Below are 21,511 nucleotides of genomic sequence, written 5' to 3'. Positions count from 1 at the left end.
CCCGGCGGCCGCATCCAGCACCCGAGGGTTTTACCGGAGACGCCGATGCTGTTCCAGTCCCGTTCACACGAAGACGTGCACGATCACGGGCTCGCGATCGCGGGCTGGCATCAGGTGTACCGTCAGATGACGCCGGGCCGCTTCAAGGGCACCGTCACGCAGGTGCTGTACGACGATTTCCACTTCTTCCGCGAGACGACCAACCGCCGTGTCGCGCAAACCGGGCTCGCGCCGGTCGGACGCACGTCGCTCGCGGTGCCGCTGTCGGTGCCGCTCGCGGGTACGTTCCAGGGCCAGCCGGTCGACGGCTATGCGCTGCTCGCGCTACGCGCCGGCGAGGATTTCGAGTTTCACACGCCGGAAGGGATGGGGCTGGTCGGGATCAGCGCCGCGTCGGACATGATCGACGAGCTGTGCGAAGCCGAATTCGGCGCGACGGCCGCGCGCAGGCTGCGGCACGTGACGCGGCTGTCCGACGCGCAGGGCGTCGCGCTCGGCGTGCGGCTGTCGGCGCTGATCGACGATGCGCAGCGCAACCCGGGCTGCCTCGAATATGCGGCGACCCGCAAGATGTTCCGCGACGCGATGCTCGGCATGTTCCTCGATGCGCTGGAACACGGTATCGGCGTCGAACGCCGTGACATCACGCACGCCACCTACAGCGATATCGTGAGCCGCTGCGAGAAGCATCTGCGCGAGCGGCCCGAAGAACCCGTCACCGTGCTCGAACTGTGTCGCGCGCTGCGCTGCAGCCGCCGCACGCTGCAAACGAGCTTCCAGCGCGTGGCCGACGTCACGCCGGTCGGCTACCTGCGCACGATCCGGCTGAACGCGGTGCGTCGCCTGCTGCGCACGACCCCGGTGCAGCAGCTCGGCGTCGGCGAGGCCGCCGCGAGCTGGGGTTTCACGCATCTCGGCTATTTCGCGCGCGAGTATCGCGACCTGTTCGGCGAGCTGCCGTCGCAAACCTTGCGTCCCGAATGACGCCTCCTCACCGTGGCGGCGCCGCCGAGCGCCGTCGTGTATTGCCCGTCCCCATCACCGTTTGCTGATTTGGGATAGAGGTCCGGAATTTTCGCTGGATAAAGTCCTGCCACCCATATCGACAACACCATCGGTTTGTACTGCGAACCGATGATCATTGAGGGGCGGGACATGAAGAACGGACGACGACTGACCGCAGCCGCGGCCATGCTGGGTTGCCTGCACGCGCACGCGCAAACCTCCGGCAGCGTGACGCTGTACGGCACCGTGGACACGGGCATCATCTATTCGACGAACCAGCAGTTCACGCGCGCCGACGGCAGCACGGGCGGCGGCCATGCATGGCAGATGGGCGGCGGCAACCTCGTGCCGTCCCGCTTCGGCTTCCAGGGCGCCGAGCCGCTCGGCGGCGGGCTCAGCGCGGTGTTCTCGCTCGAGCAGCAGTTTCTGTCCGCGAACGGGCAGGCGCTGCAGGGCGGCACGGCGTTCAGCCGGCAGGCATGGGTCGGGCTGCGCCAGGATTCGATCGGCACGCTCGGCCTCGGCCGGCAATACGACTCGTACACGGACATGCTCGGCGCATACGTATCGAGCAACAACTGGGCGACGCCGTACGGCTCGCATCTCGGCGACGTCGACAACCTGAACGCCGCATTCAACTTCAACAACGCGGTGAAGTTCACCAGCGCGGACTTCAACGGCCTGACGTTCGGCGGCACGTTCAGCTTCGGCGGGCAGGCCGGCGACTTTTCCGCGAAGCGCGGCTATGCGGTCGCCGCGACCTACACGCGTGCGCCGGTCGCTTTCTCGGTCGGCTATCTCGACCTGCACCAGCCGCTCGACGCGGCGCTCGGCGGCGCGAGCGGCTATATCGGCGATTTCGCGTGCAGCAACCCGGGCGCGATGCTCTGCCTGCTGCAGGACGCCGGCTCGATGCGCGCGTTCGGCGCTGGCGGCTCGGTCACATTCGGCGCGGCGACGGTCGCGCTGACCTACACGCACACGCGTCTCGGCGACAGCCGCTATTTCTCGACCGGCGCGCAGCCGCGCACGCAGGCATTCACGTTCGACGTCGGCGAGCTGAACGTCACGTACATGTTCACGCCCGCGCTGCAGGGTGGCGTCGCGTACATCTTCAACGCCGCGCACACCGACGGGCGCGGCACGACGCGTTTCCATCAGGTCAACGTCGGCACGAACTACAGCCTGTCGAAGCGCACCGCGCTGTATGCGGTCGCGATCGGGCAGATCGCGAGCGGCACGGGGCTCGGCACCGATGCGAACGGCAACGCGGTGAACTACGCGCAGATCCCGGTGCTCGCGAACAGCAATTCGAGCCGGCAGCTCGCCGTGATGGCGGGCATTCGCGTGAACTTCTGACGTCGAATGCGGCTGGCGGCGGCACGTCGGGCGCGTGCCGCCGTGCTGCCTTCGCGTGCAGGGTCCGGCACCCGTCGAGTGATGGAAAGCGATGTTTGAAAAAACGTCCGTATGCTTGACTGAACGGGCCTGGATGGACGGAATGCGCGCGTCAGGTGGCTAGGCTTTGCGCTTTGCCACAATACCTTCACGGTCAGCGTGAACAATGGCGACGCTTCACGCGACCCGACGTGTCGCCGGCATTGCACACGTGTGCAATGCATGACTGTTCCGCTCCATACGCCGATCGAGAGAGACCTCATGACCTTGCTGAGTCGCCTGCGGGCGCTGTCCGCCGCCGTTGCGCTATCCGTTGTCGCCACGCACGCCTTTGCGGCGGATCTCGTCATCGCGGGCCGCGACGACATCTACGGCAAGGGGCTCGCCGACGCCGTCGCCGGCTTCAACAAACTGCATCCGGGCACCGACATCGAGTTGCTCAAGCTGCCGAACGCGAACCTGTACCAGAAGCTCAAGCTGTCGATGCGCGAAGGCACCGGCGCGTACGACCTCGTGATGATGGACGACACGTGGGCGCCCGAATTCATCGGTAACGGCTGGCTGAAGCCGCTGCCCGCGGCGTTCGCCGATGCCGATCTCGTGCCGTCCGCCGTCGCGCTCGGCCGCAATGCGGCCGGCGCGCTGTACGCGCTGCCGATCGTCGGCAACGTCGAGATGTTTGCGTACCGCAAGGACCTGCTCGCGAAGTACAAACTGCAACCGCCGCGCAACTGGGACGACGTGCTGAAGATCGCGCAGACCGTCGGCGGCGCGGACAAGAGCGTGTCGGGCGTCGTGTTTCGCGGCACGAAGGGCAACCCGGTCGTCACGGGCTTCCTGCCGATCCTGTGGGCGTATGGCGGCGACGTGTTCGACCGTGCCGGCAACGTGACGATCGATTCGCGCGAAGCGCAGGCCGCGCTGAAGACGTTCCTCGCACTGAAGGCGTTCGCGCCGAAGGACGTCGACGTGTACGGCGCGGCCGAAGTGCGCGATGCATTGCAGCGCGGCACGGCCGCGCAGTCGATCGAGGTGTGGCCGGCATGGGTGCCGGCGCTCGACGATCCGAAGCAGTCGCGCGTGGTCGGGCAGATCGCGCTGCAGCCGCCGCCGGGGCAGACCGCGGGCCCGGCCCCGATGCTCGGCATTTGGCAGATGGGCATTCCGAAGGACGCGCCGCATGCGAAGCTCGCGCAGGACTTCCTCGCTTACCTGACCGCGCGCGATACGCAGACGCGCCTCGCCGGCATCGGCATTCCGCCGACCCGCCGCAGCGTGTTCAACGATCCGGCGCTGGTGCGCCAGTACCGCTGGTATCCCGATCAGCTGAAGGCGCTCGAGGCCGGCCGTGCGCGGCCGCGCGTGACGGACTGGCAGCAGGTCGAGAGCATTCTCGGCGACCAGTTGCAGCTCGCGCTGACGGGGCAGGCCGCACCGGACGCCGCACTGCGTCAGGCGCAGCAGAAGATCGCGCAGGCAACGGCCGCGGCCGGCAAGTGACCGCGCGCGTCAACCCGGTCGCCCGAGGTCGCGCATGAAAACCTTCGGCCGCAGCCTGCCGTTCGTCGCGCTGCTCGGGCCCGCGCTGCTGGTGCTCGCCGCGCTGGCGCTGTATCCGGTCGCACAGGTGCTGATCGACTCATTCTGTCGGGTCGACTATTCAGCGGGCCATCGCGCGTTCGCGGGGCTCGCGAACTATCGCGCGGTGCTCGGCGACGACGCGTTTACCGCCGGCTTCGGCAACACGCTGCGTTTCACGATCGTCGCGTCGCTCGCCGAAGTCGCGCTCGGCTTCGGCCTCGCGCTGCTATTCGTGCGCGCGTTTCCCGGGCGGCGCATCGCGCTGCCGCTCGCGATCCTGCCGATGATGCTGTCCACGCTCGTGTGTTCGGCGATCTGGCGCAACTGGCTGAACTTCGACGGCTTCCTGAACGCGCTGCTCGCGGCGTTCGGCATCGAAGGCGTGCGCTGGCTGTCCGATCCGCATCTCGCGCTGTGGTCGCTCGCGCTCGTCGACGTGTGGCAGTGGACGCCGATGGCGTTCCTGATCGTGCTGGCCGGGCTGCAGTCGATCCCGCAGGAGCTGTACGAAGCCGCGCGCACCGACGGTGCGAGCGAGTGGCAGTGCCTGCGCGACGTCACGCTGCCGCTCGCGGCGCCGCAGATCGGTCTCGCGCTGCTGCTGCGCTCGATCGACACGTTCAAGCTGTTCGACAAGGTCTATGCGCTGACGGGCGGCGGCCCCGGCAATGCGACGCAGACGCTGTCGACCTATATCTACGACACGGGCTTCCGCTTCTTCAACGTCGGGCCGGCGAGTGCCGCGTCGGTGCTGATGCTGGCGGCGTCCGCGCTGCTGGTCTCGGGGTACGTATGGCAGACGGTCCGCAAGCGGCGCGCATGACGACGCGATCGGCGGGTATCTCGCGCGCACGAACGAGCGCCGCATGCGGTCACGCGATGCCATGGGTGCTGCGCGTCGTCGCGCTCGCGCTGTTGCTGCTGCCGTGCCTGTGGATGGCCGGCGCGGCCTTCATGCCGACGCTCGAACGTCTCGATCATCCATTGCGGATCTGGCCGGCCGCGCCGACCTTCGCGCATTTTGCGTCGGTGTGGTCGAACGGCATCGGCGCACCGCTGTTCAATTCGCTGCTGGTCGGCTTCGGCACGACGCTGCTTGCACTGGCGCTCGCATTTCCGGCCGCGTATGCGCTCGTGCGGCTACGGTTTCCGGCGCGGCTCGACCTGTTGTTCCTGATGCTCGTGCTGGCGTTGAAGCTGATGCCGCCGATCACGATCGCGGTGCCGCTGTTCGCGCTCGCGAAGCGGCTGCACCTGCTCGATTCGACGCTCGGCCTGATGCTCGCGTACCAGATCTACGCGTTGCCGATGGCGATCTGGATGCTGCTCGCGTTCGTGCGCGACGTCCCGATCGAATACGAGGAAGCGGCGTGCATCGACGGCGCGGGGCTCGCACGGCGGCTCGTGCAGATCGTGCTGCCGCTGTGCGCGCCGGGGCTGATCGCGACCGCGATCTTCGTGTTCATCGCGGCGTGGAACGAATTCCTGATCGCGCTGCTGTTCGTGTCGACGCCGAGCCGCTTCACGCTGCCGCTCGCGATTGCCGGCTACGTGACGGAGAACGGGATCGACTGGGGCGACCTGATGAGCGCGGGGCTGATGGCGTCGCTGCCCACGCTGGCCGTGGCCGGCTATGTACAGCGCTACCTGTTGCGCGGGTTCGCGGGTGGGTTGAAGTGACGCGTGGCGTGGCCGCGCCCGGTCCTGCGTCGTCACGCGCAGCTGTTGCGCACCGCCTGCGTGACCGGCACGACCCGCGTGCGCGACGGGCCGTCGAACGTCTGCATCCGGTCGGCGAGCAGGTCGATCGCCGCAAGCGCGAGGCCGCGCGTGTCCTGCCGCAGCGTCGTCAGCCGATATGCATCGTATTCGGCGGCGGGGATATCGTCGAAGCCGATCACGCGCAGGTCGTCCGGCACGCGCAAGCCGAATTCGCGACGCGCGACGTCGATCACGCCGAGCGCGAGCAGGTCGGACGAGCAGAACACGCCGTCGGGTCGTTCGCCGGTCGCGAACAGGTGCCGCGCGGCGTCGACTCCGCTGGCGTGCGTGTCGGACGGCGTATCGAGCATACGTACGAGTGTCGGGTCGAACGCGTCGCGTGGCCCGATCGCCTGCTCGAACGCAGCGGCGCGCGACCGCGCGCTGTAGCTCGCGCCGCGGGGCCCGACGAACGCGAGCCGGCGCGCGCCGGCCCGTACGAGCCGCTGCGCCGCGTGGGCGGCGCCCGCCGCGTTGTCGCTGACGACCACATCCGCGCCCGGCAGATTCGCTTCGCGGTTGATCATCACGACCGGAATCCGGTGTTCGAGATATTGCTGCGCGACCGACAGTGGCGGCGACGCGGACGTCATCACGAGGCCCGCGATCCGGTAGCTGAGCAGTTGTTCGAGCGATTGCCGTACCTGGCGCGGATCTTCCGCATTGGTCACGAGCGGCGTGAGCGCGCGCTGCCCGAGCGCGGCCATCAGGTCCGACAGCAGCCGCGCGCGAAACGGGTTCTCGAAGCCGGCCGTGACGACGCCGATCATGCTGCTGCGCTGCGTGATCATGTCGCGCGCGATCAGGTTGACCTGATAGCCCAGCGCACGCGCGGCGACCATCACGCGCTCGCGCGTTTGCGGCGCGATGCTTGCCGTCGGCGAGAACGCGCGCGACACTGCGGAGCGCGAGACGCCGGCCCGCACCGCGACATCCGACGCCCTGACCCACGGTTTCCTTTCCTTGTCATTCATCGATTCATGATCCCTTCGCGCCACGATACGTGCATGCCGCCCGCCGACTGGATGTCGGCGCTCGACGACGCGCGGCCGCTGCATACGCTGACCCTACCGGGCAGCCATGACACCTGTGCGTATACGGTCGACGATTTACTCGTGCGCACGCAGCGCGCGCCGCTCGATGCACAGCTCGCGCATGGCGTGCGGCTGCTCGACATCCGTTGCCGGCACGTGCGCGATGCGTTCGACATCCATCACGGCGGCATCGCGCTCGGCATGACGTTCGACGACGTGCTGGCCACCTGTACGCGCTTTCTCGATGCGCATCCGCGCGAATGCATCGTGATGTCGGTGAAGGACGAGTGGCCGGCGCATGCGTGCACGCGCGGTTTCGATGCAACGTTCGACGCGCATCGCGCGCGGCACCCGCGATTGCGCTGGCATGCCGGCGGCACGCTGCCGACGCTCGGCGACGTGCGCGGCGCGGTCGTGCTGTTGCGGCGCTTTCGCAGCGGCCGGCCGCTCGGCATCGACCTCACCGCGTGGCCCGACAACGCGACGTTCACGATCGATCATCCGGACGGCGCGTTCGTGATCCAGGACGAATATCGCGTGCCGGTGGCCGCGTCGATCGCATGGAAGTGGCGCGCGATCGACGCGCTGCTGACGCATCTGCCGCTGCCGGATAGCGGCCGCTGGGCGCTCAATTTCTGCAGCGGAACGGGGATGGGCGCGAATCCGTCGGTGGTCGCACACGGCGATGGCCGCGCGCAGGGCATTCATGCGCGGCTCGCCGAGCGCTTGCGCGAGCAGCGCGGCCCGCATGGCGCGATGCTGCTCGATTTCTGCGATGACGACGACTGGGCGCTGGTGCGTGGGCTGATCGAATGCAACGATCACACGCCGCAACAGGGTGTGTGGCGCAAGGCGTTTCGCTGTTAACGGGGGGGAGCGTCGCCGGGGACTACCGCGTCGCGATCGCGACTGCCGCCCCGGCCATCGCGGTTGCACTCGTGCGGTTCGCGATCCGCTTCGCGCGCGCCGATGTCAGGAAGGCCCGTGCGCGCGACGCGAGCAGCGACCAGAAGCAGTCGGCCAGGATCAGGACCGCGAGCATCGTGCCGACCAGTTCGGCCCAGGCGGCGACGCTCACGTGCGTGAGGTCGATGATGGTCGGCAGCAGCGCGAGGTAGAAGATCATGATCTTCGGGTTGCCGAGCGTGACGAGCATCCCCGCGACGAACATGCGCCACGGCGACTGGCCGCGCGGCAGGTCGTCCGCGCCCGTGCCGGTCGGCGCGGTCCACATCTTCCATGCGAGGAACAGCAGGTACGCAACGCCGAGCAGCTTCAGCACGATCAGGCCCGTCGCGAACGTGCGCGCGAACGCGGACAGCCCCGCGACCGCAAGCGTGAGCCACAGCGCCTCGCCGAGCCACATGGCCGCCAGGAACGGCAGCACGTCGCGCACGCCGTTCGTCAGCACGCGCGCAACGAGCGCGGCGACGCTCGGGCCGGGCGTGCCGGCGGTGACGAGCAGGGCGAAGGCGAAGACGGCGAGTGCGGACAACGTCATGACGGACCTCGTGGATCGGGCGGTCGAAAACGATACGTATGAAGTTTCGATTATAGTGACGGCCGTTCCAGACTGCCTGCCTGAAATGCCGTCATGCCTGCCTCGATCCTGATTCGCCCCGCCGCGCGGGAAGACGCGGCCGCGATGGCCGCGGTGGAAGTTGCCGCCGCGCAGCGGTTTCGCGAGATCGGCATGGCCGACATCGCCGATGCCGAGCCGACCGATACGGCCGCCGTGCTCGAGCGGATCGACGGCGGTCGCGCGTACGTCGCGGTCGATCCGCGAGGCACGTGCGTGGGATTCGCGTTCTATCGGCTGCTCGATGCGCGGCGGCTGTATCTGGAGGAACTGGATGTCGCGCCGTCGCATGCCGGGCAGCGGATCGGCGCGCGTCTCATCGAGCAGGTGATGGCGCGCGCGGCGCGGGAGCACGTCGAGCAGGTGGTGCTGTCGACGTTTCGCGAGGCGCCGTGGAACGCGCCTTATTACGCGCGTCTCGGTTTCCGGATCATCGACGATGCGGCGCTCGACGACGCGCTGCGCGCGATCCGCGCGCACCACGTCGCGCTCGGCCTCGACGAAACGCGGCGCGTGTTCATGCGTGCGGACGTGCCCGCCTGAACCCGCGCCGTTCCACCGTCAGGCCGCGTCGCTCAGCGCCGGGTAGTCGGTGTAGCCCGTTTCGCCTTCCGCGTAGAACGTCTCCGGCACCGGCTGGTTGAGCGGCGCGCCGATTTCGAGGCGGCGCGGCAGGTCCGGGTTCGCGATGAACAGCTTGCCCCAGGCGATCGCGTCGGCGCTGCCGTTCGCGAGCGCGGCCTGCGCGGTGTCGAGCGTGAACTGCTCGTTCGCGATCAGCGGGCCGCCGAACGCTTCCTTCAGGCGCGGGCTCAACTGGTCGCCCGAATACGATTCGCGCGTGAAGATGAACGCGATCTTGCGGCGGCCGAGTTCCCGCGCGACATAGCCGAACGTTGCCGCCGGATCGGAATCGCCCATTGTGTGCGCGTCGCCGCGCGGTGCGAGGTGCACGCCGACCCGGCCGGCGCCCCACACGTCGATCGCCGCGTCGACCACTTCGAGCAGCAGGCGGGCGCGATTCTCGATCGGGCCGCCGTACGCGTCGGTGCGGCGATTGGTGCTGTCCTGCAGGAACTGGTCGAGCAGGTAGCCGTTCGCGCCGTGAATCTCCACGCCGTCGAAGCCGGCTGCCTTCGCGTTCTCGGCGCCCTTGCGGTACGCGGCGACGATGCCCGGAATTTCGTCGAGTTCGAGTGCGCGCGGCGTCACGAACGGACGCGGCGGACGCACGAGGCTCACGGTGCCGCCCGCGGCGATCGCGCTCGGCGCGACCGGCAGGTCGCCGTTCAGGAACATCGGATCGGAGATCCGGCCGACGTGCCAGAGTTGCAGCACGATGCGCCCGCCGGCCGCGTGCACGGCCTGCGTGATCTGTTTCCAGCCTTCGACCTGCTCGTCGGACCAGATGCCCGGCGTGTCGGCATAGCCGACGCCTTGCGGCGTGACGGACGTCGCTTCGGTAATGATCAGGCCGGCCGACGCGCGCTCGGTGTAGTAGCGCGCCATCAGCGCATTCGGCACGCGCGCCGCACCCGCACGGGAGCGGGTCAGCGGCGCCATCACGATGCGGTTCGGCAGGGTCAGGTCGCCGAGCGTAACGGGATCGAACAACGTGGGCATGGCAGATAACCTCTTCACGAAAGGCGGGGAAGCGTGCGCACCATGCGCGACGGCGCCCCGCATGGCCGGTTCGGCCGTTGGCTAGAGTTCGCGGCGCAGGGCGTCGTGAAATGCGTCGATGACGGCCTCGTTGCGCTGGAAGAACGCCCACTGGCCGATCCGCGTCGACGTCACGAGCCCCGCGCGCTGCAGCGTTGCGAGGTGCGCGGAGACGGTCGACTGCGACAGCCCGCAGCGCGCGTCGATCTGGCCCGCGCAGACGCCGTGTTCATACGGCAGCGTCTGCTGCGGAAAATGCTCGCCGGGCGTTTTCAGCCAGACGAGGATCTCCCGGCGCACGGGGTTCGAGAGCGCTTTCAGGATCGCGTCGATGTCGAGTTCAGTCGGCATGGAAGGGTGGGTGTTTCGATCGGGCAAACAAGTATCGTCGATGGGCGAATCTTATATCGCATTTTGACGATATATGGGAAAGCACTGCCGACAATGGGGTTGATAGGAAACCGTAATCTCGGGGGCGGATCGGCGGCGCCGTGAACCGCTCTCGATGAATCCGCTGGTTTTAGTTCGTCTTGCCGGCAATGTCATACCGCCACACACGAGCCGCTCGGGCAAAGGGTGCGTCAACGCCGAACGCGGTGCGTAACGGGCGGCTGACCGGTTGTTCGCAACCGGCCGGCGGCGTGCGACGGATTCTGCGACCATCGCCGTTCAAGTCATCTCTACCACCGAGCTGCCGCCATGTCCGTCCCCTCCGTCGCGTTTGCCAGTCTCCGACGCTCGTGCGCGCTGCTGGCCGCGCGCGCCCTGTCATACGCCGTTCCGCTCGCGGTAGCCTGCGCCGCCGCCGGCACGCTATCCGGCGCGCAGCCGGCCGAAGCCGCCACGCCCACGCAGCGCGAACGGCTCGAAGCGCCGGTCAAGGCCGTCGCCGACCAGCGCGTGGCCGTCGATACGCCGCAGGGGAGCGCGATGCTGCCGGTCTACGCAGATCATCCGCTCGACCGGGCCGCGCCCGACGTCACGCGCGTGTTCATCGTGATTCATGGCACGCTGCGCAATGCCGACACGTACTACGCATCGGGGCGCAAGGTCGTCGAGAAGGCCGGTGCGGCAGGCAACGGCACGATGGTCGTCGCGCCGCAGTTCCTGACACGTGCCGATACGCGCGCGTTCTCGTTGCCCGCATCGACGCTCGCGTGGACCCAGGAAGGATGGAAGGGCGGCGAACCGGCGCGCCAGCCGGCGCCGATCAGCTCGTTTGCCGCGCTCGACGCGCTGCTCGCGCATTTCACCGACCGCAGCCTGTACCCGTCGCTGACGACGGTCGTCGTGATCGGCCACTCCGCCGGCGCGCAATTGCTGCAGCGTTACGCAGTAGCCGGGCGCGAAGGCGACGCGCTCGCGCGAGCCGGCATCGCCATACGCTACGTGGTCGCGAACCCGTCGAGCTACCTGTATTTTGACGACGAACGTCCGAATGCCGATGCACTTGCCGGCGGCGTCTGCCCGCGCGCGACGGAATGGAAATACGGGCTGAAATCGGCGCCGCCTTACGTGGCGTCGCAGGACGTCCACGATCTCGAAACCCGCTACGTCGCACGCCACGTCGTGTATCTGCTCGGGCAGGCCGACACGAATCCCTATACGCATTTCATCGACCGTTCATGCGCGGCGATGGCGCAGGGGCCGTACCGGCTCGCGCGCGGGCTGGCCTATTTCGATTACCTGAAAAAGCGGCATCCGGACGATCTCGCGCAGCAGGTCGTCGAAGTGCCGGGTGTCGGGCATGACGGTCTCGGCATGTTCACGTCCGCTTGCGGGCTGGCCGTGCTGTTCGGGCAGGCATTGCCGCAGTCGTGTCCGGTCGTGGCCGGCACCGCGGCGGACTGGCGTACGCCCGACGAAAATCGATCGATCAGAAAAATGCAGGAATCGGCAAGATAAATTCATTTCCCCGCGCGGCCTTCGCGGATCAGGATGACGGTGTTCCCAGGAGCGCCCCATGAACATCACGATCGTCGATGATTACCGTAAGCCGGATGGGCCGCCGATCCACGCAGTCCCGCCGGATGTACCCGAGCGCGAAGCAGCATCGATCGAGCCGTTGATTCTCGACCTGCTCGAATGGATCGGGCCCGGCGCGCGGCCGTACGACGAGGTGATCGACGCGTGGCGCACGTCGTGCCCGCGCCTGCCGGTGTGGGAGGAGGCCTGCGCACGCGGCTATCTGGTCCGCCATCATGCGCCGGGCGGCGTGGCCGAGGTCGAAGTGAGCGACGCCGGCCGCGCGCATATCCGAGCCGCGCGCGCCTGACCCTGCGGGGCACGCGGCGCGAGGCGGTGCCTGCCGCGCGTCATGCCGTTTTTTCCGCGACCGGCGCGGCGTCCGGATCGAACACCGTCAAGCCTTCCGTCGGGTCCATCGGCAGTTCCCACGGCCGCGCGGCAATGGCCCGTTTCGCCGCGTCGTAGCCAGCCTCCCGGCGGGCCGCGATGCCGGCAGGCGTGAAATCGATGTCCTTCCACTGATTGTCGCCGTCGAGCCGCGGCGCGGCGAGCTTGATCAGGTGCATCGTGGTCTCGCATCCCCACGCGGCGAGCTGGCGTACGGCCGGCGACGCGCGGTCGGCTTCCGGCACGTGCCGGACCAGTTCGCGGATCACGTGACGCAACCGGTGAATCTGCTGCTGGCGCGCGATGTGGCTGTCGGTGCGGCTCGCGTACTGGATGTCCTTTTGTCGTTCCGACACCTGCCAGATGCTCTCGGGCTCCGGGCCGGCCGGATTCCACATCTGCACCGAGAAGATGACCGCGCTGCGGCGCGGGTTGTCGTCGAGCACGACCTCGACCGGCGTATTCGAATACACGCCGCCGTCCCAGTACGGCGCGCCGTCGATCCGTATCGCCGGGAACGCGGGCGGCAGCGCGCCGGAACTCATGATGTGGTCGATTCCGAGCGGCGTATCGCGTGAATCGAAATAGCGCATCGTCCCCGTGCAGGCGTTGACCGCGCTGACGGTCAGCCGCGGATGGCCGGCGTTCAGCAGGTCGGGATCGACCAGCGACGCCAGCGTGTCGCGCAGCGGCGCGATCCGGTAGTACGACGCGCGATCGACGCCGAGCCGCACCATCGGCCCGAGCCACGACGCCGGATTGGGCTGGAAGAATCCCGTGATGCCGCCGCCGATGATCATCAGCTCGGCCAGCGCCCGGTCCCAGCCGGGCAGCAGCGGCGGGACGTCGAAGCGGGTCCGCTCCGTCACGCGATGCCAGAATGCCGACAACTGGTCGTAGCGTCGTTCGGGCGGATTCCCCGCGATCAACGCCGCGTTGATCGCGCCGATCGACGTGCCGACCACCCAGTCGGGCCGGATCCCGGCCTCGTCCATTGCCTGGAATACACCCAGCTGGAACGCGCCCAGGGCGCCGCCGCCCTGGAGCACGAGCACGACTTGCCCGGGGAGGTCCATTCGTGCCGGCTGGCTCGCGGTCATGGCTTGCCTCGCTGCGTGTGACGGTGGGTCGGAACCGAACAGTTCGATTCAGTTTAGGCGATCGACAGCGCGGGGGCGCCCGCTGCGCAACGGCGGCTTGCGTTTTTTGCTGCCGCCCGTCGTTCCCCGCGCGTTGCGTGGCGAGCCGCGTCATTCGACGGTGATCGTCTCCTTCATGTACGGATGAATTCCGCAGAACACCTTGTAGACGCCCGGTTTGTCGAAGCGGAACGCGTACGTCTCGTCCTGGTCGAGCGCTTTCGAATGAAAGATGCCGGCGTCGTTGACGACGGTGTGCGGCTCCGCGTCGAGGTTCTTCCATGTGATCGTCGTGCCGGCCTTGATCGTGGTCGACATCGGCGAAAACATGAAATTGCGAATCGTCACGAGCGGGCCGTTCGGGCCCTGCGCGAACGCGGCGAGCGGCGTGCCTGCGGCCGCGCCGCACAGCATCAGCATTGCGATGATTCGAGATGGCTTGAAGCGGATCATGTCGGCCTCCTTATATTGGTCACGCGAGCGTCGCATCGTGCAGTGACGACGCAGCCGGATGGCCGGTGAATTCGACGGTCGTCACGCCGAGCATCGACGGCAGCCGGCCGTGCGGCACCGTGAGCGGCACGGGGCCCGGGCCGTTGCCGGCCGTCGGCTGCGGGAACGCGGTCGAGCGGGCGGTATGAAAGGTCACGTTGCCCTCGACCTTCGACACGATCTGATGGATGTGCCCGTTCAGCACGGTGACCGAGCCGAAGCGGCGCAGCAGCGCCATCGTCTGCGGCGCGTCGCCGGTGCCCCAGCCCCACGGTTCGTAGATGGTCCACATCGGCATGTGCGAAAACACGACGATCGGCGTGCTCGACGAGCGGCCTTTCAGGTCCTGCGCGAGCCACGCGAGCTGTTCGTCGCCGAAGCTGCCGAGCCCGTTCGGCTTGAAGTGCATCACGTTGACGAGCCCGATGAAGTGCACGCCCGCATGGTCGAAGCTGTAATAGCCGCGGTTGTCCGACGCCTTGCCGAACCGGCCGAAATATTCGGCCCCCGAACCGTCGGTGACGTCGTGTTCGCCGGGCACCGTGTGCAGTTCCGGCACGCGCAGCGCGGACAGCAACTGCGACGCGTGGTCGAATTCCTCGGGCTTGGACAGATGCGTGATGTCGCCGGTGTGGATCGCCAGCGCGGGCAGCGCAGGCATCCCGTTGACGAGATCGATCGTCTGCTTCAGCGTGGCCGACACGTCGGGATTTGCGTCCTTGTTGAAGCCGATGTGCGTATCGCTGATCTGCACGAATAGCGGTCGGCCGGCGTTGGCCGGCCGCGCGTCGCCGGGCTGCGCGAGCGCGAGGTCGAACGGCGTGAGGATGCCGCCCGACAGCGTGAACAGTGTGCCGAGCCCGCCGAAGGCCATGCACTGCAGGGCCTTGCGGCGCGACGGGCGGGTAGGGGTCGATGAAGACATGTAAGCCTCGCATTCGTGTGACGAAACCGGACGGCCGGATCGTCCTGGAATAAGCCGGCGCCTTCGCATGCGATACCGGCGAAGCGGTGGATTTATTCCCGATCGTTGCGAGATCGCCCGCCGGGTGGGCGGCCGTCGGGGCGATGCGCGACGCCCGCCGGATGACCCGTCAATGTCCTGTAAGTGACACGTCACATTTGCGTCACGGCTGCCCGATAGCCTCCCACTCCGAATCACTTCTCCGGAGCCCTTCATGCCGAACCTCGCGGCAACGGACACGGGCCGTGCGGTCGGTCACCGCATGCGCTCCCTCGGCCTCGCGCTGTTTTTTCCGTTCATTGCCGGCGGCATCGTCCCTGTCGGCATGCATCCCGGCGCCGATCTTCGTCTCGTCAAGGAAGGTTCGGTGCTGCCGATCGCACTGCACGGGCTGTCCTGAATCGCCCCGCGGCTGCGAACTGGCTACGCGGCACGCGTCCGCACCCATCGATTTTTAATTCAACACAGGACACAAGACGCTACCGATGGATATCCGTTTCTTCGATCCGAATCGCACCGCCAACGCGTCCGCGTGGCGCGTGCTGCCCAACCGCTGGGACGCGGTCGCGTTTCCGCTGATCATCGGCATGCTCGCGATGGCGATCGTCGGCTTTCACGAAACGATGGCGCCGATCGGCGTGTTGCAGACGCAGAAGATCTCGCTCGATCCGTCGAACCTGCCCGAATACGCGTTGCGCACCACGCTGCGGATGCTCGCCGCGATGGTCGCGTCGCTCGCGTTCACGCTCGTCTACGGCACGCTCGCCGCGAAGAGCCGCCGCGCGGGCATGGTGCTGATCCCGATCCTCGACATCCTGCAGTCGGTGCCGGTGCTCGGCTACATCTCGTTTACGGTCACGTTCTTTCTCGCGCTGTTTCCGGGCCGCGTGCTCGGTGCGGAGCTGGCCGCGATCTTCGCAATCTTCACGAGCCAGGCATGGAACATGACGTTCAGTTTCTATCAGTCGCTGCGCACGGTGCCGCGCGACCTGAGCGAAGTGTCGCGCGGCTTTCACCTGACGCCGTGGCAGCGCTTCTGGAAGCTCGAGGTGCCGTTCTCGATGCCGGGCCTGATCTGGAACATGATGATGTCGATGTCGGGTGGCTGGTTCTTCGTCGTCGCGTCGGAGGCGATCACGGTCGGCAACCAGACGATCACGTTGCCGGGCATCGGTGCGTATCTCGCGCAGGCGATCTCGGACAAGAATCTTGGTGCGGTCGGCTGGGTGATCGTCGCGATGTCGGTCGTGATCCTGGCCTACGACCAGTTCCTGTTCCGCCCGCTCGTCGCGTGGGCCGACAAGTTCCGGATGGAGAACACTGCGTCGGGCGATGCGCCGCAATCGTGGCTGCTCGACATGATGCGGCGCACGCACCTGATCCATCAGTTGCTCGTGCCGGCCGGCTGGCTGCTGTCGCAGGCCGCGCGGATTCCGTTGCGCGTGCCGTCGCTGACGGGCACGCGCGTGCGCGGCGCCTCGTCGCGCCGTCCGTCGCGCATCGGCGACATCGTGTGGGCCGTGCTCGTGATCGTGCTGACGGCGTACGTCGCATGGCGCGTCGTCAGTTTCGTCGCGACGGGCGTGACGATGGCCGAGGTCGGCCACGTGCTCGTGCTCGGGCTCATCACGCTGCTGCGCGTGCTGGTGCTGATCGCGATCGCATCGGTGATCTGGGTGCCGCTCGGCGTGCTGATCGGGCTGCGCCCGAAGCTGGCCGAGAAGATCCAGCCGCTCGCGCAGTTCCTCGCCGCGTTCCCCGCGAACCTGCTGTTCCCGGTGTTCGTGATCGCGATCGTCCACTTCCACCTGAACGCAGACATCTGGCTGTCGCCGCTGATCGTGCTCGGCACGCAGTGGTACATCCTGTTCAACGTGATCGCCGGCGCGATGTCCTATCCGAACGATTACAAGGAAGCGACAAAGAATTTCCGCATCCGCGGCTGGCAGTGGTGGCGCCAGGCGATGCTGCCCGGCATCTTCCCGTACTACGTGACCGGTGCGATCACCGCATCGGGCGGCGCGTGGAACGCGAGCATCGTGTCCGAGTTCGTGCAGTGGGGCGATACGAAAGTCGTCGCGCACGGCCTTGGCTCGTATATCGCGCAAACGACCGCCGCCGGCGATTTCCCGAAGATCATCCTCGGCATCGCCGTGATGTCCCTGTTCGTTACCTTGTTCAACCGCCTGCTGTGGCGTCCGATGTACGCCTATGCGGAATCCCGGCTCCGTCTCGATTGAGAGTAAGCGCGATGCAAAATTCGACCGTTATCCATGCCCCCGTCAAGACGTCCCAGCCGTTGCAGCCGCCGCGCCTCGGTGAAGAAATCCTGCGCGTCGATCACGTCTGCCGCGGCTTCAACAAGACGCAGGGCGAGTTGCTCGTGCTCGACGACGCGAACCTGTCGCTGCGCGAAGGCGAGATCGTCGGCCTGCTCGGCCGCTCGGGCTCGGGCAAGTCGACGCTGCTGCGGATCATCGCCGGGCTGATCGAGCCGACCGGCGGCGAGGTGACCTATCTCGGCAAGCCGCTGCGCGGCCCGGCCGAAGGCGTCGCGATGGTGTTCCAGACTTTCGCGCTGTTCCCGTGGCTCACCGTGTTGCAGAACGTGGAAGCCGGGCTCGAAGCACTCGGCGTCGGCGCGCGCGAGCGGCGCGAGCGTGCGCTCGCCGCGATCGACCTGATCGGTCTCGACGGCTTCGAGAACGCGTACCCGCGGGAGCTGTCGGGCGGGATGCGCCAGCGCGTCGGGTTTGCGCGCGCGCTCGTCGTCGATCCGACCATTCTGCTGATGGACGAGCCGTTCTCCGCGCTCGACGTGCTGACGGCCGAGACGCTGCGTACCGACCTGCTCGATCTGTGGACGCAGGGCCGCATGCCGATCAAGTCGGTGCTGATCGTCACGCACAACATCGAGGAAGCGGTGTTCATGTGCGACCGGATCCTCGTGCTGTCGTCGAACCCGGGCCGCGTGATTGCCGAGATCAAGGTGCCGTTCAAGCACCCGCGCAATCGTCTGGACCCGGCGTTCCGCAAGCTCGTCGACGACATCTACGCGAAGATGACCGCACGCCAGACCGGCGAAGCGACGAAGAAGGGGCTGGAGCTCGGCAGCTGGCTGCCGCAGGTGTCGACCAACCTGATGGCCGGCCTGATCGAGACGCTCGCGATGGCGCCGTACCACGGTCGCGCCGACATGCCGGAAATCGCGCGCACGCTGCATCTGGAAGTCGACGACCTGTTCCCGATCGCGGAAGTGCTGCAGTACCTCGGCTTCGCGGACGTGCGCGAAGGCGACGTGTTCCTGACGCCGCCGGGGCGCGTGTTCGCGGAATTCGGCACGCAGGAACGCAAGCTGATGTTCGCGGATCACCTGCTGAAGCACGTGCCGCTCGCCGCGCGGATCAAGAAGGTGCTGAACGAGCGGCCGGGCCATCGCGCGCCGCGTGTGCGCTTCGAGCAGGAACTGGAGGATTTCCTGTCGGACGAAGCGGCCGAGGAGACGCTCGATGCAGTGATCGACTGGGGGCGGTACGGAGAGGTCTTTTCGTACAACGACAAGACGGAAGTGTTCAGTCTGGAGGATGTCGAGTCGTAAAGTCGGAAAGTAGATATGTGGGGCGCGACATTCATCCGTCACCGATGTCGCGCCGACGGTGGAGCGTGACAATTTTCTACATTTCAAAATTTGGTTATTTTATCAGATTGGTGACTTGATATCGCTCAATATGTCGATGATTTGTATGGAATTTTTTGGATATCGTTCCGTATAAATCTACTTGTATTTCGAGAGGATTGGTTTTCTCCGGTGACGGCTGGGAACCCACGTTGCAGCAGCACGAAGACCTATATTTCCCGTTCGGTGGTTCGATTTTAACGATGCTTGTTGAGATCGCGGCTGGATGTAATAAGAGATAAGAAAAAATGGAAATTTTAATAAAATCAAATAAAAATTCATAAAATAAATAAATGGCTTATGTGATTATTTTAAAATTCCGAATTGCCAGATCTGTGACCGGTGCGTGTTCATTTTCGTGAACACATGCTTCACTGGCGAGAGCGTTGTGGCACTGCGCCCCTGAAAGCGTGCATGGGCGAACGTGCCGGCGTAAAACCTCTCGTTCAACGGCAACCATGCGAACCATTCAGGATGTACTGAAACACCCCAATTCGGTCGTTACCCAACCTCTGCATCTCGAGATCGTGGGGCTCGATGCGCCGGTCTCCGTTCTGTCATTCGTTCTGACCGAGGAAATGAATACGCGATTCCTCGCGGACATCATCGTGACCTCGCAGGACAAGCGGATCGACGGTGCGACGATTGTGGGCCAGCCGGCAGTCTTCACGATCGTGGAACACGCTTCGGTGCCGTCGATGGCGGCTGTGATCGATCCGGTTCGGCATGCGGCGCGTACCGTGCACGGCGTCGTCACGCAATGGACTCGCGTCAAAACGTCTCGCGACGAAGCAACTTACCAAGTTCATCTGAAGCCGCGTCTCTCGCTGCTTGAAGAGGTGCACGATTCGGCCGTACTGCTGGACAGGTCGTTTCGCGAGCTGCTGAGCGACATGATCGTCGATCGCGACTTGTTCCAATCCTTCGACGTCGAGTTCGAGCTGGAAGGGCTCGACGGGAAGCTGGAGCAAACCGTGATGTACGAAGAGACGGTCGCGAACTTTATCGACCGGCACTGCCGGCGCGCGGGTGTCTATTACTACTTCAAGCAGGCGAAGAAGGAGGACGGCCCACAACGCGACACGTTGGTGTTCGGCAATACGCCTCGAGGCTATATGCGAGCGCTCGAGGTGCCGTTGATGCCGCATTCCGGTCTGACGAGCTGGCACGAGGCGATTCTGACGCTGGAAGTTACGCGTGCGCTGGTGCCGCAGACGGTGCGCGAATGGGATCGCAACTACCGCATACCCGACGATCCGCTGCAAGTCGAATCGATCGTGGCCTACGACGACCGCTCGGTATATGGAAGCGTGAATCGCAGCGTCGAGCATTTCCATTCGGTCGAGGAAGGGCAGGCGCTGGCTGATGCGCGGCGTGACGAACTGCTCACACGGCAAGTGCGGCTCACGGGCACGAGTAACGTCATCGGCATGACGCCTGGCATGGTGGTGCGGATCACCAATGACGAGGTGCACGAGGCGCCGCACGGGATGGTGATCACGAAGCTCGTCACGGCCGGTAGCCGGAGCCAGTCGGTGGTCAACACCTTCGAAGCGATCCCCGCACATCAGACCTACCGGCCCGAATACGTTCCTGAAAAGCATTGGCGATGGATCGCCGGCATGCTGATCGGTGTGGTCGAGTCCGGCGACGACGAGCCGTACGCATGGATGGACGAATATGGCCGCTATCGCGTCAGGCTCCTGTTCACCCGGCACAGCGGCAAGCGCGGCACGAACAGCATGCCGTTGCGCGTGCTGCGTACGTCGGCGTCGCACCAGGGCGGCCTGCACGTCCCCTTACTGCCGCGGTCCGAAGTACGCGTCGTCGCGACCCAGGGAAATTGCGACCGCCTGCTGATCGCAGGGGCGCTGCATGACCATGCGCGTCGTGACCTCGTTCACGGCAAGGAGGGTTGGTACAGCCGCGCCGTATTCCGCTCGCCATTGCTCGGCAACAAGTTGCGCTTCGAGGATCTGAAAGACCACGAGGGCATCCGGTTGGCGACGGTGTTCGGGCAATCGTCGCTCAACATGGGCCATCTGGTCGACAGGGACAAGAACAAGCGCGGCCAGGGCTTCGAATTGACCACGCAGAAATGGGGCACGTTGCGCGCGCCGAAGGGGCTGTTCGTTTCGGCAGACGCAGCAGGTGGATCCGAGACGCCGCATCTCGACATGCCCGCCGCTATCGCGCAACTCAAGGCTGCATTGCAGCGCGTGACGGACCTTGCGGCCGCGACGACGCAAGCCAAGGCCGACCCTGCGGACCGAGCGACGCAGGCGGCGCTGCTCGACGGCCTGAATCAGCTTCGCGACGCGGGGCTGCTTGCGAGTGCTCCCGGCGGCATGGCATTCGTGACACAGAAATCACTGCAGCAATCGGCGGGCGAGAACGTGATCGTTACCGCAGGCCGGGATATGGACGTGAGCATCGTCAGGCGACTGCGCATGGTGGCAGGTGACCTGATCTCGCTGTGCGCGCACAAGCTCGGGCTGAATTTTGTCGCAGCGAAGGGCAAGGTCATGATGGCGGCGCTTACGGACGGGATGGACTTGTTCGCGAAGCAGCAGTTGCGCGTCGCGAGCCAAAGTGCAGACGTCCAAGTGTCGGCCAAGTCGAAGATCACACTCAACAGCGGTGGAGCTTCGCTCGTAATCGAGAACGGCAACATGACATTTCACTGTCCCGGCGCCTTCACGATAAAGGCGGCGTCATTCTCGTTTCACGGGCCGAACAACGTCACAACACCATTGCCGTCGCTACCGCAGGCCAACCTGAAGGTTTCTGACCGGTACTCGTCGTCCCACTGAAGCCATGATCATCAGCCCTCCCTTTCTTCCCGTATCGGGCGCGACGTCTAGT

Annotated in this window: 20 protein-coding genes; 13 read left to right on the top strand and 7 right to left on the bottom strand. The window is 66.2% G+C overall.

Translation table 11 applies throughout. From position 1 onward, the window contains the following. Positions 1-45: 45 nt before the first annotated feature. From CFB81_RS24150 to CFB81_RS24130, 5 genes are all read left to right on the top strand, one after another. Positions 46-984 (top strand): helix-turn-helix domain-containing protein, encoded by a 939-nt coding sequence (locus tag CFB81_RS24150; RefSeq protein WP_069619326.1) that lies wholly within the window; start codon positions 46-48, stop codon positions 982-984. Between the two features lie 171 nt (positions 985-1,155). Continuing rightward, a complete protein-coding gene (locus CFB81_RS24145; RefSeq protein ID WP_089436778.1) occupies positions 1,156-2,364 on the top strand; it encodes a porin in 1,209 nt (402 codons plus the stop codon). 300 nt (positions 2,365-2,664) lie between these two features. Then, positions 2,665-3,903, top strand: a complete 1,239-nt coding sequence (locus tag CFB81_RS24140) for an ABC transporter substrate-binding protein (protein WP_089436777.1) — start codon at positions 2,665-2,667, stop codon at positions 3,901-3,903. Between the two features lie 34 nt (positions 3,904-3,937). Beyond that, the gene (locus CFB81_RS24135) at positions 3,938-4,807 is read left to right on the top strand and encodes a carbohydrate ABC transporter permease (protein WP_089436776.1); all 870 of its coding nucleotides are present in this window, start codon (positions 3,938-3,940) and stop codon (positions 4,805-4,807) included. Then, positions 4,804-5,664: a carbohydrate ABC transporter permease gene (locus CFB81_RS24130; RefSeq protein ID WP_089437121.1), complete on the top strand. Its 861-nt coding sequence runs from the start codon at positions 4,804-4,806 to the stop codon at positions 5,662-5,664. Before CFB81_RS24135 ends, CFB81_RS24130 begins: the two co-directional genes overlap by 4 nt. 32 nt (positions 5,665-5,696) lie before the next feature. Here the strand turns inward: CFB81_RS24130 and CFB81_RS24125 are convergent, their stop codons facing one another. Further along, complete coding sequence (locus CFB81_RS24125; protein ID WP_089436775.1) at positions 5,697-6,719, bottom strand: LacI family DNA-binding transcriptional regulator; 1,023 nt, start codon at positions 6,717-6,719, stop codon at positions 5,697-5,699. Positions 6,720-6,725: 6 nt separating this feature from the next. Between CFB81_RS24125 and CFB81_RS24120 the strand changes: the two genes are divergently transcribed. Next, positions 6,726-7,646, top strand: coding sequence for a phosphatidylinositol-specific phospholipase C (locus tag CFB81_RS24120; protein WP_179236056.1), 921 nt, complete (start codon positions 6,726-6,728; stop codon positions 7,644-7,646). Between the two features lie 22 nt (positions 7,647-7,668). Here the strand turns inward: CFB81_RS24120 and CFB81_RS24115 are convergent, their stop codons facing one another. After that, the gene (locus CFB81_RS24115; RefSeq protein ID WP_089436774.1) at positions 7,669-8,280 is read right to left on the bottom strand and encodes a LysE family translocator; all 612 of its coding nucleotides are present in this window, start codon (positions 8,278-8,280) and stop codon (positions 7,669-7,671) included. A 93-nt stretch (positions 8,281-8,373) separates the two neighbouring features. Here CFB81_RS24115 and CFB81_RS24110 point away from each other — a divergent pair, with 93 nt between their 5' ends. Next, entirely contained in the window at positions 8,374-8,901 is a 528-nt protein-coding gene (locus CFB81_RS24110) for a GNAT family N-acetyltransferase (protein WP_089436773.1), read from the top strand. A gap of 18 nt (positions 8,902-8,919) precedes the next feature. Here the strand turns inward: CFB81_RS24110 and CFB81_RS24105 are convergent, their stop codons facing one another. Together CFB81_RS24105 and CFB81_RS24100 are read right to left on the bottom strand one after the other, a co-directional pair. After that, positions 8,920-9,981 carry an alkene reductase gene (locus CFB81_RS24105; RefSeq protein WP_089436772.1) on the bottom strand — a complete coding sequence of 354 codons (1,062 nt, stop codon included), beginning with the start codon at positions 9,979-9,981 and terminating at the stop codon, positions 8,920-8,922. An 81-nt stretch (positions 9,982-10,062) separates the two neighbouring features. Continuing rightward, positions 10,063-10,371 carry a helix-turn-helix transcriptional regulator gene (locus tag CFB81_RS24100; RefSeq protein WP_006496873.1) on the bottom strand — a complete coding sequence of 103 codons (309 nt, stop codon included), beginning with the start codon at positions 10,369-10,371 and terminating at the stop codon, positions 10,063-10,065. Between the two features lie 348 nt (positions 10,372-10,719). Between CFB81_RS24100 and CFB81_RS24095 the strand changes: the two genes are divergently transcribed. Both CFB81_RS24095 and CFB81_RS24090 read left to right on the top strand, forming a co-directional pair. After that, the gene (locus CFB81_RS24095; RefSeq protein ID WP_256976311.1) at positions 10,720-11,925 is read left to right on the top strand and encodes an alpha/beta fold hydrolase; all 1,206 of its coding nucleotides are present in this window, start codon (positions 10,720-10,722) and stop codon (positions 11,923-11,925) included. Positions 11,926-11,983: 58 nt separating this feature from the next. Continuing rightward, a complete protein-coding gene (locus tag CFB81_RS24090; protein WP_084044317.1) occupies positions 11,984-12,295 on the top strand; it encodes a 3-phosphoglycerate dehydrogenase in 312 nt (103 codons plus the stop codon). A 40-nt stretch (positions 12,296-12,335) separates the two neighbouring features. Here the strand turns inward: CFB81_RS24090 and CFB81_RS24085 are convergent, their stop codons facing one another. The 3 genes from CFB81_RS24085 to CFB81_RS24075 all read right to left on the bottom strand — a co-directional run bounded on the left by CFB81_RS24085 (position 12,336) and on the right by CFB81_RS24075 (position 14,931). After that, complete coding sequence (locus tag CFB81_RS24085) at positions 12,336-13,475, bottom strand: patatin-like phospholipase family protein (protein ID WP_069619316.1); 1,140 nt, start codon at positions 13,473-13,475, stop codon at positions 12,336-12,338. A gap of 150 nt (positions 13,476-13,625) precedes the next feature. Beyond that, on the bottom strand, positions 13,626-13,967 hold the full coding sequence (locus tag CFB81_RS24080; protein ID WP_069619315.1) for a cupredoxin family copper-binding protein: 342 nt from the start codon (positions 13,965-13,967) through the stop codon (positions 13,626-13,628). A gap of 19 nt (positions 13,968-13,986) precedes the next feature. After that, on the bottom strand, positions 13,987-14,931 hold the full coding sequence (locus CFB81_RS24075) for a metallophosphoesterase (protein ID WP_089436771.1): 945 nt from the start codon (positions 14,929-14,931) through the stop codon (positions 13,987-13,989). A 253-nt stretch (positions 14,932-15,184) separates the two neighbouring features. On the opposite strand from CFB81_RS24075, the gene CFB81_RS24070 reads away from it, so the two are divergent. The 4 genes from CFB81_RS24070 to CFB81_RS24055 all read left to right on the top strand — a co-directional run bounded on the left by CFB81_RS24070 (position 15,185) and on the right by CFB81_RS24055 (position 21,459). Then, a complete protein-coding gene (locus tag CFB81_RS24070; RefSeq protein WP_069619313.1) occupies positions 15,185-15,370 on the top strand; it encodes a phosphate transporter in 186 nt (61 codons plus the stop codon). 85 nt (positions 15,371-15,455) lie between these two features. After that, on the top strand, positions 15,456-17,210 hold the full coding sequence (locus CFB81_RS24065) for an ABC transporter permease subunit (RefSeq protein WP_089436770.1): 1,755 nt from the start codon (positions 15,456-15,458) through the stop codon (positions 17,208-17,210). 11 nt (positions 17,211-17,221) lie between these two features. Further along, a complete protein-coding gene (locus CFB81_RS24060) occupies positions 17,222-18,568 on the top strand; it encodes an AAA-associated domain-containing protein (RefSeq protein WP_089436769.1) in 1,347 nt (448 codons plus the stop codon). Between the two features lie 536 nt (positions 18,569-19,104). Then, positions 19,105-21,459, top strand: a complete 2,355-nt coding sequence (locus tag CFB81_RS24055; RefSeq protein ID WP_089436768.1) for a type VI secretion system Vgr family protein — start codon at positions 19,105-19,107, stop codon at positions 21,457-21,459. Positions 21,460-21,511 lie beyond the last annotated feature (52 nt).

It is taken from the genome of Burkholderia sp. AU28863 (genome assembly GCF_002223195.1).
In the GTDB taxonomy this organism is placed as follows: domain Bacteria; phylum Pseudomonadota; class Gammaproteobacteria; order Burkholderiales; family Burkholderiaceae; genus Burkholderia; species Burkholderia sola.
This window is presented reverse-complemented; position numbering and strand designations above follow the sequence as displayed.

Excerpts from the sequence above, each read along its gene's own strand:
- CFB81_RS24090 (WP_084044317.1), top strand. The coding sequence starts at position 11,984 with ATGAACATCACGATCGTCGATGATTACCGTAAGCCGGATGGGCCGCCG.
- CFB81_RS24125 (WP_089436775.1), bottom strand. The coding sequence starts at position 6,719 with ATGAATGACAAGGAAAGGAAACCGTGGGTCAGGGCGTCGGATGTCGCG.
- CFB81_RS24085 (WP_069619316.1), bottom strand. The coding sequence starts at position 13,475 with ATGACCGCGAGCCAGCCGGCACGAATGGACCTCCCCGGGCAAGTCGTG.
- CFB81_RS24115 (WP_089436774.1), bottom strand. The coding sequence starts at position 8,280 with ATGACGTTGTCCGCACTCGCCGTCTTCGCCTTCGCCCTGCTCGTCACC.
- CFB81_RS24145 (WP_089436778.1), top strand. The coding sequence starts at position 1,156 with ATGAAGAACGGACGACGACTGACCGCAGCCGCGGCCATGCTGGGTTGC.
- CFB81_RS24140 (WP_089436777.1), top strand. The coding sequence starts at position 2,665 with ATGACCTTGCTGAGTCGCCTGCGGGCGCTGTCCGCCGCCGTTGCGCTA.
- CFB81_RS24075 (WP_089436771.1), bottom strand. The coding sequence starts at position 14,931 with ATGTCTTCATCGACCCCTACCCGCCCGTCGCGCCGCAAGGCCCTGCAG.
- CFB81_RS24070 (WP_069619313.1), top strand. The coding sequence starts at position 15,185 with ATGCCGAACCTCGCGGCAACGGACACGGGCCGTGCGGTCGGTCACCGC.
- CFB81_RS24065 (WP_089436770.1), top strand. The coding sequence starts at position 15,456 with ATGGATATCCGTTTCTTCGATCCGAATCGCACCGCCAACGCGTCCGCG.
- CFB81_RS24060 (WP_089436769.1), top strand. The coding sequence starts at position 17,222 with ATGCAAAATTCGACCGTTATCCATGCCCCCGTCAAGACGTCCCAGCCG.
- CFB81_RS24110 (WP_089436773.1), top strand. The coding sequence starts at position 8,374 with ATGCCTGCCTCGATCCTGATTCGCCCCGCCGCGCGGGAAGACGCGGCC.
- CFB81_RS24150 (WP_069619326.1), top strand. The coding sequence starts at position 46 with ATGCTGTTCCAGTCCCGTTCACACGAAGACGTGCACGATCACGGGCTC.
- CFB81_RS24135 (WP_089436776.1), top strand. The coding sequence starts at position 3,938 with ATGAAAACCTTCGGCCGCAGCCTGCCGTTCGTCGCGCTGCTCGGGCCC.
- CFB81_RS24100 (WP_006496873.1), bottom strand. The coding sequence starts at position 10,371 with ATGCCGACTGAACTCGACATCGACGCGATCCTGAAAGCGCTCTCGAAC.
- CFB81_RS24095 (WP_256976311.1), top strand. The coding sequence starts at position 10,720 with ATGTCCGTCCCCTCCGTCGCGTTTGCCAGTCTCCGACGCTCGTGCGCG.
- CFB81_RS24105 (WP_089436772.1), bottom strand. The coding sequence starts at position 9,981 with ATGCCCACGTTGTTCGATCCCGTTACGCTCGGCGACCTGACCCTGCCG.
- CFB81_RS24080 (WP_069619315.1), bottom strand. The coding sequence starts at position 13,967 with ATGATCCGCTTCAAGCCATCTCGAATCATCGCAATGCTGATGCTGTGC.
- CFB81_RS24055 (WP_089436768.1), top strand. The coding sequence starts at position 19,105 with ATGCGAACCATTCAGGATGTACTGAAACACCCCAATTCGGTCGTTACC.
- CFB81_RS24120 (WP_179236056.1), top strand. The coding sequence starts at position 6,726 with ATGATCCCTTCGCGCCACGATACGTGCATGCCGCCCGCCGACTGGATG.
- CFB81_RS24130 (WP_089437121.1), top strand. The coding sequence starts at position 4,804 with ATGACGACGCGATCGGCGGGTATCTCGCGCGCACGAACGAGCGCCGCA.